The 13,552-nt window shown below is 33.4% G+C and carries 13 protein-coding genes; 7 read left to right on the top strand and 6 right to left on the bottom strand.

Going from position 1 to position 13,552, the window contains the following annotated elements; genetic code table 11:
- Positions 1–52 precede the first annotated feature (52 nt).
- Entirely contained in the window at positions 53–1,228 is a 1,176-nt protein-coding gene (locus LNQ49_RS08010) for a GlmU family protein (RefSeq protein WP_229988132.1), read from the top strand.
- A 53-nt stretch (positions 1,229–1,281) separates the two neighbouring features.
- Here the strand turns inward: LNQ49_RS08010 and LNQ49_RS08005 are convergent, their stop codons facing one another.
- On the bottom strand, positions 1,282–1,728 hold the full coding sequence (locus LNQ49_RS08005) for a PepSY-like domain-containing protein (protein ID WP_229988131.1): 447 nt from the start codon (positions 1,726–1,728) through the stop codon (positions 1,282–1,284).
- A 194-nt stretch (positions 1,729–1,922) separates the two neighbouring features.
- On the opposite strand from LNQ49_RS08005, the gene LNQ49_RS08000 reads away from it, so the two are divergent.
- A complete protein-coding gene (locus LNQ49_RS08000) occupies positions 1,923–3,557 on the top strand; it encodes an ABC-F family ATP-binding cassette domain-containing protein (protein ID WP_229988130.1) in 1,635 nt (544 codons plus the stop codon).
- A 78-nt stretch (positions 3,558–3,635) separates the two neighbouring features.
- Here LNQ49_RS08000 and LNQ49_RS07995 read toward each other — a convergent pair whose 3' ends face one another.
- From LNQ49_RS07995 to LNQ49_RS07985, 3 genes are read right to left on the bottom strand one after another with little or no spacing between them, the layout of a single operon-like run.
- Positions 3,636–4,793, bottom strand: coding sequence for an ABC transporter permease (locus LNQ49_RS07995; RefSeq protein ID WP_229988129.1), 1,158 nt, complete (start codon positions 4,791–4,793; stop codon positions 3,636–3,638).
- Positions 4,794–4,795: 2 nt separating this feature from the next.
- Positions 4,796–5,749, bottom strand: coding sequence for an HlyD family secretion protein (locus LNQ49_RS07990; protein WP_229988128.1), 954 nt, complete (start codon positions 5,747–5,749; stop codon positions 4,796–4,798).
- Between the two features lie 12 nt (positions 5,750–5,761).
- Positions 5,762–7,144, bottom strand: coding sequence for a TolC family protein (locus LNQ49_RS07985; protein ID WP_229988127.1), 1,383 nt, complete (start codon positions 7,142–7,144; stop codon positions 5,762–5,764).
- Positions 7,145–7,412: 268 nt separating this feature from the next.
- On the opposite strand from LNQ49_RS07985, the gene LNQ49_RS07980 reads away from it, so the two are divergent.
- The 3 genes from LNQ49_RS07980 to LNQ49_RS07970 all read left to right on the top strand — a co-directional run bounded on the left by LNQ49_RS07980 (position 7,413) and on the right by LNQ49_RS07970 (position 11,298).
- The gene (locus LNQ49_RS07980; RefSeq protein ID WP_229988126.1) at positions 7,413–8,624 is read left to right on the top strand and encodes a DUF3300 domain-containing protein; all 1,212 of its coding nucleotides are present in this window, start codon (positions 7,413–7,415) and stop codon (positions 8,622–8,624) included.
- Between the two features lie 70 nt (positions 8,625–8,694).
- Positions 8,695–9,846 carry a porin gene (locus LNQ49_RS07975; protein WP_229988125.1) on the top strand — a complete coding sequence of 384 codons (1,152 nt, stop codon included), beginning with the start codon at positions 8,695–8,697 and terminating at the stop codon, positions 9,844–9,846.
- 21 nt (positions 9,847–9,867) lie between these two features.
- Complete coding sequence (locus tag LNQ49_RS07970; protein ID WP_229988124.1) at positions 9,868–11,298, top strand: anion permease; 1,431 nt, start codon at positions 9,868–9,870, stop codon at positions 11,296–11,298.
- Here the strand turns inward: LNQ49_RS07970 and LNQ49_RS07965 are convergent.
- Complete coding sequence (locus LNQ49_RS07965; protein ID WP_229991324.1) at positions 11,295–11,579, bottom strand: GNAT family N-acetyltransferase; 285 nt, start codon at positions 11,577–11,579, stop codon at positions 11,295–11,297. The genes LNQ49_RS07970 and LNQ49_RS07965 overlap by 4 nt on opposite strands.
- 329 nt (positions 11,580–11,908) lie before the next feature.
- Between LNQ49_RS07965 and LNQ49_RS07960 the strand changes: the two genes are divergently transcribed.
- The gene (locus tag LNQ49_RS07960; RefSeq protein WP_229988123.1) at positions 11,909–12,565 is read left to right on the top strand and encodes an alpha/beta hydrolase family protein; all 657 of its coding nucleotides are present in this window, start codon (positions 11,909–11,911) and stop codon (positions 12,563–12,565) included.
- 77 nt (positions 12,566–12,642) lie between these two features.
- On the opposite strand, the gene LNQ49_RS07955 is transcribed toward LNQ49_RS07960, so the two are convergent.
- Positions 12,643–13,158, bottom strand: coding sequence for a tetratricopeptide repeat protein (locus LNQ49_RS07955; protein WP_229988122.1), 516 nt, complete (start codon positions 13,156–13,158; stop codon positions 12,643–12,645).
- A gap of 168 nt (positions 13,159–13,326) precedes the next feature.
- On the opposite strand from LNQ49_RS07955, the gene rpmH reads away from it, so the two are divergent.
- Positions 13,327–13,488: a 50S ribosomal protein L34 gene (gene rpmH / locus LNQ49_RS07950; RefSeq protein WP_008464848.1), complete on the top strand. Its 162-nt coding sequence runs from the start codon at positions 13,327–13,329 to the stop codon at positions 13,486–13,488.
- Positions 13,489–13,552 lie beyond the last annotated feature (64 nt).

The raw sequence follows: 13,552 nt of genomic DNA, 5'->3' as shown, positions 1-13,552 counted from the left end.
GGACTCGATAACCAAATCAAGATTTTAAAATATTGCCAAATTAAATTAATATATGAATTACATTCTATTCGACGGGCCCGTCCGGAATGCCTTGTTGCCTTTTACGTTTACCCGACCTGTTGCCGATATTTTAATCGGAATAATGACGATACGTCAAAAATGGGAAATGCATTTAGGATCAACTACAACTACAATAACTGAGGAGTATCTATCAGAGAAATATCCAATGGTAGAGCTTGAGGAAAACGTAATGATAAATGCTTCGTTTTTGCCAAATTATGAACTAGCAGAGCTAGTTTCGGATTTAAAGGAAAATCAGGCTATCTTTAAAGGAGATGAAGTCATTGCTTTTTATACAAGCGAAAATCAAGAAGAAGTTGATTTTGATACCTATGAAATTATTCAGTACAATGGTAATTGTATAACGGTAGAGAAAACTTGGGATATTTTCTCAAAGAATGATGCTGCAATTCGCGAGGATTTTGAGTTTTTGACAGAAGACAGAAAGTCGCAACCAATTCCTAAAAGTGTCAATACTATCGCTCCCGAAAATATATTTATAGAAGAGGGTGCAAAACTTGAGTTTGTTACTTTGAATGCGTCTACAGGACCAATCTATATAGGTAAGAATGCCGAAATTATGGAAGGTTCAGTTATCCGTGGTCCTTTTGCTTTATGCGAAAGTGGGCAGGTTAAAATGAATGCCAAAGTTTACGGAGCTACAACGGTAGGGGTAGGTTCTAGAATAGGAGGGGAAGTTAAGAATTCGGTTCTTTTTGCAAATTCAAATAAAGGACATGATGGATTTCTGGGAGATTCAGTTTTAGGAGAATGGTGTAATATTGGAGCAGATACTAATAATTCGAATCTTAAAAATAACTATGAGGAGGTGAAATTGTGGAGTTATGAAACAGAAGGATTCGCTAAAACCGGACTTCAGTTTTGTGGTTTAATGATGGGAGATCATAGTAAATGTGGAATCAATACGATGTTTAATACAGGAACAGTAATAGGAGTAAGTGCTAATATTTTTGGTACAGGATTTCCTCGCAACTTTGTGCCAAGTTTTTCTTGGGGAGGAGCAGCTGGCTTTACAACCTATGTTACTAAAAAAGCTTTTGAAACAGCTCGATTAGTTATGGGGCGCAGAAATATTGATTTTGACGAAAAAGAAGCTGCAATTTTGGAGCACATTTTTGAAGAAACAAAAAAATGGCGTAAAGATTAAAAATAAAAAACCTCGATTTCTAGAAATCGAGGTTTTTTATTTTTGGATTAATTTTATTTAGAAATCTTAATAAATTCTCCTTTAGAATTAAATTTTAGTTCTAGGTCATTATTTAATTTTACCTCGTAGCCACCTAAAGACTCTTTTTCTATTTTTGTTACTTTAGTTTTAGGGAAATTGACTTTTATATAAGTAGTAATTTTAATAGGGACTATGGTTGCTGGAATTGCAGCGTTTTTTCCGTCAGCTTCCTTCCAGTTCCCTTTTCCGTCAAATTCGATTTGAGTATTATTTGCAAATTGAACCTTGTACTCTTTAGAGAGGATTTCTTTGTCTTCTAGGATGTATGTAGGTTCTTGTCCAGCGAAGTGTTTTTTCAAAAAAGTTTGTGCATTTACTGGTAATGCAGATTTTTTAATTACAGTTTTTTGTGCATTAGCAGAAAGTCCAAATATTAATCCTGCGATAAGGCAAACTACCAAGTTTAATTTCGTTCTCATATTTTCTGATTTTTAAATTCTTATACAAGGTATGATAAAATACAATGAAATATGTAGGAGAAATTATAAAACATAAAAAAGGAGATGTCTAAGAAGTAATTATATTGTCTAATACTCTAATTAATCTATCTTTGCACCTCGAAAATTTGGGTTGACAAATTAACGATTAACCGAATAAACAAATTCACAGTCTAATGATTACAGTTAATGATATTTCAGTTCAGTTTGGTGGAACTACACTTTTTAGCGATGTTTCTTTTGCTATAAATGAAAATGATAAAATTGCCCTTATGGGTAAGAATGGTGCGGGAAAATCGACACTTTTAAAAATAATTGCTGGTCAAAGCAAACCTTCTACTGGAAGTATCTCGGCTCCAAAAGATGCAGTAGTAGCTTATTTGCCTCAGCATTTATTGACCAAAGATGGATCAACTGTAATGGAGGAAGCTTCAAAAGCTTTTGGTGAAATTTTCCAAATGAAAGCTGAAATTGATGAAATAAACGAGCAATTAACTGTTCGTACCGATTATGAAAGTGATGGGTATATGAAATTAATTGAAAGAGTTTCGGACTTAAGCGAAAAGTATTATGCGATTGAAGAAGTTAATTATGAAGCTGAAGTTGAGAAAATCTTAGTTGGATTAGGTTTTGAGCGTGAAGATTTTGCACGTCAAACTTCTGAGTTCTCTGGAGGATGGAGAATGCGAATCGAATTAGCTAAAATCCTTTTGCGTAAGCCAGACTTAATTTTGTTAGATGAGCCAACCAATCATATGGATATCGAGAGTATTCAATGGTTAGAAGAGTTCTTAATAAATTCGGCAAAAGCAGTTGTTGTAATCTCACACGATAGAGCATTTGTAGATAATATTACCAATCGTACTATCGAAGTTACAATGGGAAGAATTTATGATTACAAAGCCAAATATTCTCATTATTTAGAGTTAAGAAAAGATCGTCGTATACACCAACAAAAGGCATACGATGAGCAACAAAAAATGATTGCTGATAATAGAGCATTTATAGATCGTTTTAAAGGTACTTTTTCTAAGACAGATGCAGTTCAGTCTCGTGTTAAGATGCTAGAAAAACTAGTTATTGTACAAGTTGATGAAGTAGATAATTCGGCACTTAAATTAAAATTCCCACCAGCAGCACGTTCAGGGCAATATCCTGTTGTGGTAAAGGACTTATCAAAGTCTTACGGAGATCATGTAGTATTTAAAGATGCTAATGTAGTTATTGAGAGAGGTCAGAAAGTAGCTTTCGTGGGTAAAAATGGTGAAGGAAAATCAACTATGATTAAAGCCATCATGAAAGAAATAGGCATTGATGAAGGAAGTGTTGATATTGGACATAATTCACAAATTGGATATTTTGCTCAAAACCAAGCTTCTTTGTTAGATGAAAATGCTACTATTTTTGAGACTATCGATGCGATTGCTGTTGGAGATGTTAGAACACAAATTAAGAACATTCTTGGAGCTTTTATGTTTCAGGGAGATGATATTACAAAGAAAGTAAAAGTGCTTTCGGGAGGAGAGAAAACACGTTTGGCAATGATAAAATTATTGTTAGAGCCAGTTAACTTGTTGATTCTTGATGAGCCTTCGAATCACTTGGATATGAAAACCAAAGATATTATTAAAGATGCTTTACGTGATTTTGATGGTACTCTAATCTTAGTTTCTCACGATCGTGATTTCCTTGATGGATTAGCGACTAAGGTTTTTGAATTTGGAAACAAACGTGTTAAAGAACATTTTGAAGATGTTGCTGGTTTCTTAGCGCACAAAAAAATGGATTCAATGAGAGAAATAGAAAAATAGTCTATATCGTATATAATGAAAAACGGCATAAGGTTTAATTAACTTATGCCGTTTTTTTATGTCTATTAATTAAAAACGTTATGCTTCTTTTAAAACGCTTTTCTTCTTGTAGTATAAAGCGATGTATGCTGCAATAGAACAAACTAAGCCTATAATAATCATGTTCCAGATAGGTCTTGTTGTTTGCGAAAAAGTTCCGTTTTCTATAATCAAGATTCTAAAAGCTTTTAAGAAATGTGTTAATGGAATCACATTGGCAATTGCTTGCACAGCCTGAGGCATTTGACTTAAAGGCCAAGTAAATCCGCTTAGGATAAAACTTGGGGTTGCAATAACCATTAAGATTTCTGTTGCTTTTAATTGATTTGGTACTACAATACTTACTAGGATTCCAATGAAAGAAACGGAGAGTACAAATATCCCAGCTATGAATGTAAGTGGGAGTAAGTTTTCGTAAAAGGGAAGTCTAAACCATAGCGTAAAGAGCCAATAAATAAGCCAAACACCAAAACTCATTATCATATAAGGAATAATTTTTACTGCAAAGAGATTTAGAATTGAGGGGCATCTTTTTACTAAGTCTTTAAAAGTTCCATTTTCAAATTCAGAGGCAAAAGAAAGTGCTAGTCCTAATAGAAGAACTTGTTGTAAAACAGTTGCTAAAACACCCGGCCAAAGAAAATACATATAGTTGGTACTACGGTTGTATTTTTTTATAAATGTGGTTTTAAAAGGTTCGTATTGTGAAGCAAGTAAGTTTTCGGGAACACCTTGTTTTCTTAAAGTTTCAATTTGAACTCCTGCTTTTAATGTTCCAAGGCAAACCTGTATCGCTGTTGATGCATAATTGGCGGTTAGAACATTGGATGTATTTACGATAGTTGTAATCTCAGGATACTTTTTTGTGAGTGTCATTTTTTCGAAATCCTTAGGAATGATAACAACACAAGCAGCTTCTTTTTGGATGGCAATCTCAGAAAGATTGTTTTGATCGTATAGAATTGAAGCTATGTGTACAACTTCGTTGTCTTCAAACATTTGAATTGCTTTTGAGCTTAATTCAGTACGGTCTTGATCTACAACAATTATAGGTAAGTCGGTAACTTTACCTTTGCCATAAACGTAACCTAATAAAACGCCGTAAAGTATTGGTGCACCAATAAAAAGTAATCGGAGCACTTTGTTTTTCCAGAATAATTTGAATTCCCGTTTAAGCAATGAAAAGAAGTTTTGCATAGTTAAAGAGATAAGGTAACAGTTGTTTTTGTAATTAAATCTTTTGTTTCATTGCTGTTGGAAGGAGTTATTTTTATTTCAAATAAACTTTCCTGCATTTCGTAATCTGGGTATGCAGTTGCAATATTTCCGTAAGCTCCCAGTTGTTTTATTGTACTAATGGTTCCTTTGATGTCTGCTTTTTTATATGGAACGTGTACGGTTATTTCTTGTCCTTTTTTAAAATTTGCTAATTGATTTTCAGGTATTGTGAAGCGGAAGTAAGCGCTATTAGCAATATAGCCATTAAATAAAGTATAGCCAGGCAATGCAAGTTCACCAACAGTTAAAGTTATGGTTTCGATGCTCATGTTTTGAGGAGCTACGATATAACGTTCTTTGTCGGCAGTTTCTACTTCTTGTAATGCGCCAAGAGCTCTGTCTTGTTGACCTAAAGCCATTGTTTGTTGTTCAATACGAGCTCCCTTTTTTGCATCATCGAGCTCAGCAATAACAGCATTATATTGTGCTTGCGCTCCTTGATATTTAGCAAAAGTTTCATCATAAGTTTGTTGTGATATTAAAGAATCTTTGAGCATGTTTGTTAATCGTCTAATCGATTTTTGAGCAAATTCATATTGTTCCTTTAATCCCATTTTTTTTGCTTCAAGCTGCTTAATCTGATTTTCAGTAGCTCCCTTTACAGCCATTTTATATTGAGCTTTTGCAGATGTAACGGCACCTTCAGCCTGATTTTTTTTAGCATCTACTTCTGGGATATCAAGAATTGCAAGTGTGTCTCCTTTTTGGACAATATCTCCTTCTTTGACAAATATTTTTAAAATTTTGCCAGGAACCTTGCTAACTACGGCAATCTGTTCTTTTTCTATTTTCCCCTGAATCAAATTCTCTTTTTTTTCTTTTCCACAACTTGTAAAAATGAAAATTAAATTGATTATAATAATTGCTTTTTTCATAAAATAGAACTTTTATTTAGATAGTTTTTTTGATAAATCGCCAGTGGCAATTATTGTTTCAATTGCTGATAATCGCTGATCAATTAAAGTAGTTGTTTTGTTTACTGATGCTTTGTATGAATCATTTTCGGCATCAAGACGTTCTGAAATGTTGATAAGGCCTTCTTTATATTGTTTAATGGCAAGATTTAAGTTGTTGTCTGCTACTTTCTCTTGTTGTTGGGTAATATCAATCTTTTGTGTTAAAACACTATAGTCAACCAAATTTTTTTCAAGTAGTAACTCTAGTTTTTCTTTGGTGTCATCAATTTGGTTTTGCATTTGTTCGATATTGATTTTGGCTTCGTGTACCTTGTGTTTCCTTTCAAAACCAGAGAATACTTCCCATTTCATTGCTGCTCCTACCACCCAGTTATTGCTTATGGTTGCTTCATTTAGTCCTAAATATAGTGCTTGGTTTATTCCAGTGACTATTGGTGTTGTAGCGTTAGCATTAAATAGGCTTGAATAAGAAACTCCTCCAAATGCGCCCAAAGTTGGTAAATAGGTTCCTTTTTCTTTTTTTAGCAAATATTCATATGCAGTTTTAAAAGATTCCAAAGCTTTTATTTCTTGTTTGTTTTGAGTGCTTAATTTTCCATCAGTAATTAAATAAGGAACCAAGTCATAATGTACGCTCTCTATTTCGGCAAGAGTATATCCTGTTAAGTACTGGATTTTTTTATAAACTAACTTTCGTTTTCCATCTAGTTCAATTTTTTTAGAAGCTAGTTCAAGTGAAGCTAATTTTATTTTATCTCTATCATATGGAATTGCAAGACCTTGTTCTATTGCTTTTGTGACACGTTTGGTTTCGGTGTCCAATCTTTTTTCGCTTTCTCTTATTAGTCTATCTATTTCCTTTAATAGTTCTAATTGGTCAAATGTATTAATGACATCTTTTATGATTGCGTCTTTCTCAGATTCTTTTAAAAATGCAGTTCCTTTAGTCTTTTCTTGTATCGCCTTAGCTCCATTTGGAATTTGCATACCGCTAAACAAGACCGTTTTTGCCATTACGCTTGCGTTAAAAATGTTTCCGTAATTTTTAAAGGCAGTTTTCCCATCAAATAAAGGATAATTTACAATGGGAATAGTTGCAGTAGGAAGGTCTACAGTTAATTTATTGTCAAAATACGAATATAACGCACTTGCTTCGACAGTAGGGATGTATTTGTTCCAAACTCCTTTCTCTTGAAGATTTAATTTTTCAATATCTAAGTCTTTGTTTTTTAATGAAGTACTTTTTTCTATGGCTTTATAGATGGCTCCTTCTAAAGTTGGTGAGACTTCAATTTGGGCATGTCCATAAGTTATGGAAAGAAGGAAAAAGAAAATAGGTGAAAGTTTTCTCATTGTATTTTTTTTATTTCTATTATATGATAAATCGTAAACAGATTTTTGTAAGATGTTACAAATGAAATGAGTTTGTGTGGAATGCGGTTATTTACAAAGTTAAGAATATTAGTCTTACAATCCTTGTTTTATTAAGAAGTAAATGGAGAACAGGATTTTTTTTTAATGCGATGTTCATTGGGAAAACAGAAAGTTTTCTGATGATGTTGGACTTTATTTGTTTTTTTATACCTTAGTATTCGTATTTGTAAATTAACTACTTATTAACATGAAAAAAAATATATTATTTTTAGCTATTATGTTGACTAGTTTGTTTAGTCTTCCTGTATTTTCTCAAACAAATGATGAGCCTGTTGCTTTAGGCTTGCCAGGAGATAATCTTAATTTATACGCAGTGTTGGATGTTTTTCAGAAATCGAAAACATTAGAAGATTTTGAAAAAGCATTAAATGATCCAGATAGTAAGGTCAATAATTTAGACTTAAATAATGATGGAGAAATCGATTATATTGAGGTCGAAGGACATAAGGAAGGTGATACTCATGTAATTGTACTTCAAGTTGCTGTAAATAACAAAGAAACTCAAGATGTTGCTGTTATTGAGGTCGTTAAAGATAAAAAGAACAATGTTCATGTTCAGGCTATAGGAGATGAAGATTTATATGGTAAGAATTATGTTGTAGAGCCTGCGGATAATGTGTCGGGAACACCTAATCCAGGGTACAAAGGAGATGCGACTGTAATTGTAAATAATAATACAGTCAATAATTATAATACTACAACTAGTCCAAGTTATGTAAGTGCTAGTGTGAGTGCGTGGCCAGTGGTTCTGTTTTTGTTTTCACCAGTATATGTAGTATATAGATCACCTTGGCATTGGGGGTATTATCCTCCTTACTGGCGCCCTTGGCGTCCGGTTTATTACCATGATTATTGGGGATACCATGGGCATTATTATAGAAGTCCTTATTACCGAAGAACAGCAGTTATTAGACATCCTAGATATTATAATAATTATGTTAGTAGAAGAAATACATCGGTGGTAGTTAGAGACAACCGAGTTAATGGACGCTATAATTCGACTTATAATGGTCGGGATTATAAAAGACCTGCACCAGTTACTTCTACAAGGCCGTCTAGACCAGGTAATACTACTCGACCAGGTACAACACGTCCAACAAATCCAGGAGGGAATACTACTAGGCCGGTGACTCGACCAACAAATCCATCAACCAGACCAGGAGGGGGTACTACTAGACCAACAACACGTCCTGTTACTCCAACTAATCCGTCAACGCGTCCAGTTACAAGGCCTACGCAGCCAACAACAAGACCAACGACACGTCCGGTTACTCCAACGAATCCCACAACACGTCCAGCTGTTAGACCAGCGCAACCAGTAACGCGTCCTACGACTAGGCCAGCGACATCTAGACCAGCAACGCCAAGACCAGCAAATGGTCGTTCTGAAAGAAGATAAGATTACAGATAAAAAGAAACAGATTTATAATATTGACTAGTTACTAGTCTAAATTTTTTATTTAATATATATGAAGAAACTTGAGCTGATTAAAATTGTTTTTGCCATTTTAATGGTGCCTTGCTTTATGAATGCTCAATCTGATGTAAATCAGGCTACAACAAATTCTGAAGAGGTTGTAAAATACCCACAGTTTCAGTTTAAAGGACTTTTTCAAGCTCGATTTTTAGGTGCACTTTCAGAGGATGTAGATGTTCTTGGAGTTCATAACTCAACAGGAGATGCTACACAAACTTCATTTGATGTTAAAAGAATGCGTGTTGGGTTAAATACAAAATTGAGTGAGCAAACAGAGGTGGTGATTCTAGTTAATCTAGCAGATTTTAAATCAGATCCTAAAAATAAAGTCCTCGAAAATGCGTATGCAAAATATACTTTTAGTAAATATTTTGCAGTAACTGGAGGTCAGTTTCGACCAGCCTTTGGTATAGAGGAGCTTGTTCCTGTTGATGTGATTAAATCTTTTGACTTTTCGAATCAATATTATGAATTTGGAAAAAATGGATGGACGAGTTTTCAAATTGGAGCTTCGGCAACAGGTTCTTTTGATGTTGGAATTATTCCAGTAAGTTATGCTATTTCTATTTTAAATGGAACAGGAAGGAATCAGGAAAAAGATAAAGACAGCGGAAAACAATATTCGACAAGATGGCTTTTTGGATTGTCTAAACGGTATAAAATTAATTTAGGATTGAATGGTGGGATAGGAAAAGTATTCGATCAGGATGTTTTTGCTTTGGGCGTTGATTTTGCAAGTGATTTTAAGTTTACTGACGAGCTTACTTTTGATTTGCAAGTTGAGTATAAACAAGGAACAAACCATAATTTATATTTTTCATTACCTGTAGATGAAAGAACTTTAAATGCTGATGATTATCAGATGCGAGGTTATTATGTTATGCCTAATTTACGATATCGCATAGATTATAAAAAATTGACTTCTTTAGAATTTTCATGTCGCTATGAGTCTTTTGATACCAATTTTAAATTAAATTCAAATGTTCGCAAAACATATACACCAATGTTTAGTCTTGAATTTGGAAAGGCATATACAGGAAGGATTGGATTAGGATTTCAAATTGATAGGTTTGATAAGGATATACCCAATACATCTATGTATAGTAACAATTTATTTATTGTTCAATTTCAAACAAGACTTTAAAAATAACTTAATTCCCATATTATGAAAGAAGTAAAAATTCCCCAGACATTAATAACAGTTGCAATCGCTATTGGTCTTTGGGTTATTCCGGCTCCAGAAGGAGTCAAAGAAGAAGCTTGGCATTTGTTTGCCATTTTTGTAGCTACTATTGTTGGAATTATTTTAAAGGCAGCTCCAATGGGAACGATGTGTATGATTGCAATAGCAGTAACGGCATTCTCACAGGTATTGGCTCCAGGAGATGCTGGAAAATCAATAACACTTGCCTTAAGAGGTTTTGGAGATAAAGTAATATGGCTAATTGGGATATCATTTTTTATTGCACGTGGTTTTATTAAGACAGGACTAGGAAATAGAATTGCTTTTATTTTTATACGAATATTTGGAAAAAGTTCATTAGGACTTGCTTACGGATTGGGGCTTGCTGACTTGTGTCTCGCTCCTGCGGTTCCTAGTAATACAGCAAGAGGAGGAGGGATTATTTATCCTATTATGAAATCAATGGCAATAAGTTTTGGCTCAGAACCAGATAAGCCTGAAACACATAGGAAATTAGGTTCATTTTTGACATTGAATAGTTATAATATGAATCTTATTGCATCTTCAATGTTTTTGACAGGAACAGCAAGTAATCCGATGTGCCAAAAGTTTGCATTGAATTTAGGAATCAAAATAACTTGGATGTCTTGGGCGCTTGCAGCTATTGTACCTGGATTAGTTGCTTTTTTTGTGATTCCTTTGGTTTTATATAAAATTTATCCACCAGAATTAAAATCAACAAAAGATGCTCCGGGAATTGCTAAGCAAAAGCTAAAAGATATGGGGCCGATTTCTAGGAATGAATGGTTGATGTTGTTAACGTTTTTTATTCTATTGTTTCTTTGGATGACAGGCGATTTATTTTCTATCGATGCTACAACAACAGCTTTTATAGGTTTGGTGATTTTGCTACTTACTTCTGTGTTAACTTGGGAAGATGTAAAATCTGAAAAAGGAGCATGGGATACTATTGTTTGGTTTTCGGTTTTAGTAATGATGGCAAGCTCGCTAAATGAATTAGGTTTTATTGGTTGGTTTAGTGATTTAGTAAAAGCGCAAATAGGAGGGTTAAGCTGGCAAATGGCTTTTCCAATTATAATTCTTGTGTACTTTTTTAGTCATTATCTTTTTGCAAGTGCAACAGCTCACGTAGCGGCAATGTATGCTGCTTTATTAGGAGTTGGGGTTTCTTTGGGGATTCCGGGATTGCTGTTGGCTTTTATGCTTGGGTTTGTAGGATCACTTTATGGTACATTAACGCATTACGGTCATGGACCAGCTCCTGTGTTTTTCGGTAGTGGTTATGTTGATTTAAAGAGTTGGTGGGTAAAAGGTCTTGTAACAGGTCTTGTCCTATTACTCATATATATGGTGATAGGAGGTCTATGGATGAATATAATTGGATATTATTAAATTCTAATTCCAGGTGGGAGTAGTTCTTTGTAAACTGGATTTTTCTTAAAGAAATCTGCAATTTTAGGATGAATAGGAACTACTCTTAATTTTCGTTCAATCGAAATTTCCATTATGCTTTTAAGCATGTTGAAAAGAAGCTCTTGGTCATCAAATGATTCGGGTGTGTTCACTTTTGTTAGAAATATCTTTTTTTCTTGAAAAGAGTATTCGATTGTAAGTAATCCTGTAGGTGTTGAGATTTCAAATTGTCTTGCAAAGGCATTGTCTTTGATTTCCATTACTGAAATGGGTTCCATATTATTTGTTTTTTACGTGGTATTTTAAAAAAAATAGAAGAAATGAATCTTGTAATAAGTTCAGGTGGACTTCTTATAATATATTGTCAGAAACAAATTATTTCTACTACAAATATAATCATTTGATATTCAATAACAAAAGATTTAGTGAATGGGAAATGTTTTACATTTTTGAAATTCATGCTAGCAGGCGAGTTTGCTATGATTTTAAGTAATAATATTATTAGAAAAATAGAGCAGTACTCATTAAAAAGCAATAATTTTATATCAATAATAGTTTTTTTGTTGTTATTAATATTTGAAATATGATTATGAGTAAAGTTCCTGTTTATTTTATGCCTGGTCTTGCAGCAAGTACTGCTATTTTTGAAAGAATTGCATTGCCTGAAGATGCTTTTGAAGTGTATTTATTAGAATGGGAAATACCACTTGATGGTGAATCGTTACCTGATTATGCAAAAAGGATTACCCGAAACATAAAACATGAAAATCCTGTTTTGATAGGGGTGTCTTTTGGAGGTATCTTAGTTCAGGAAATGGCAAAGCATATAGAGGCTAGAAAAGTAATTATTATCTCAAGTGTGAAGAGTAATGCCGAGTTTCCGAGAAGGATGAAAATTGCTAAAACGACCAAAGCATATAAGTTAATCCCGATGCGATTGATATTAAATGTAGAAAGTCTAGCTAAGTTTTCTTTTGGAGAAAAGATAAATAAGCGGTTAAAGCTGTATGAGAAGTTTTTGTCTGTGCGCGATATCCGTTATTTAGATTGGGCAGTTGAACAAGTGATTCTTTGGGATAGAACTAAAATTGATGATAATGTAATTCATATTCATGGAGATCAAGATGAGGTTTTCCCTATAAAATATATTGCCAATTGTAAAGTGGTAAAAGGAGGTACACATATTATGATTTTGAATAAGTACAAATGGTTAAATGAAAACTTGCCAAAAATCATTTTGGAATAAGTCCTTCGATTAGTTTTGGACATAAAAAAAAACATCCGTTTTGCGGATGGTTTTTTTTGTAAAAGGTAATCTTGAAATTATATTTTTTTCATTTGATCTTTCATCATTGTAATTTGCTCTTTTAGCATACCTTGTTTGTCAAGCTTTTTAGCCTCATTCAATAAATTTGTAGCTTCAAGCTTTCTTCGGCGTGACATAGCAACACCAGCTAGGTTTAATTTAGCTACAGCTAAATCCATATCCATAGATAAACCAAGCTCAATTGCTTTTTTGAAATATTTTTCAGCTTGATTGATATTGGTTTGAGAAACCATAATACCATGTAGGTAGTTAAAGTAACCTTGTTGTTTTCTTACTAAAGCAGTTTCTGGGTTTTTGATGTATGCTAGCCATTTTTTAGCACCTTCAAAATCTTGTTTTCTTAGTTTTAAGAAGGCTAATAAGATGAATTCATTTTTAAAATAAAGGAAAATAGGGATTCCAGCTAATAATATAAGGAAGATTCCGTTTCCAATATTACTTTCTGTGAATTGCCAAATGCCAGCAACTACTAATAGTCCGGCTAAAATAAGTTTAATATTTCTGTGAAACATAATAGGTGTATTTTTGTGATTGCAAAGATAGTAAAATGAATTAAAAATATTTTTATAAAACTACTTGCCAGAAAAAAAAGTCTTTGTATATTTGCACTCGGTTTTAGGGGAAGACAATTCTAAAATCAAAAAGAAGATATTAGACACCATATTTAAAGATACAAAGCAATGAGTAAAAGAACGTTTCAACCATCGAAAAGAAAAAGAAGAAATAAGCACGGATTTATGGACAGAATGGCTTCTGCGAATGGAAGAAAAGTTCTTGCACGTAGAAGAGCTAAAGGAAGACATAAGTTAACTGTTTCTAGCGAACCTAGACACAAAAAATAATGTTTCTATAAACATAAATAAGGCGTTACTTTTTTTAGTATCGCCTTTTTTTATACCTTGTCAT

It is taken from the genome of Flavobacterium pisciphilum, assembly GCF_020905345.1.
GTDB lineage: Bacteria > Bacteroidota > Bacteroidia > Flavobacteriales > Flavobacteriaceae > Flavobacterium > Flavobacterium pisciphilum.
This window is presented reverse-complemented; position numbering and strand designations above follow the sequence as displayed.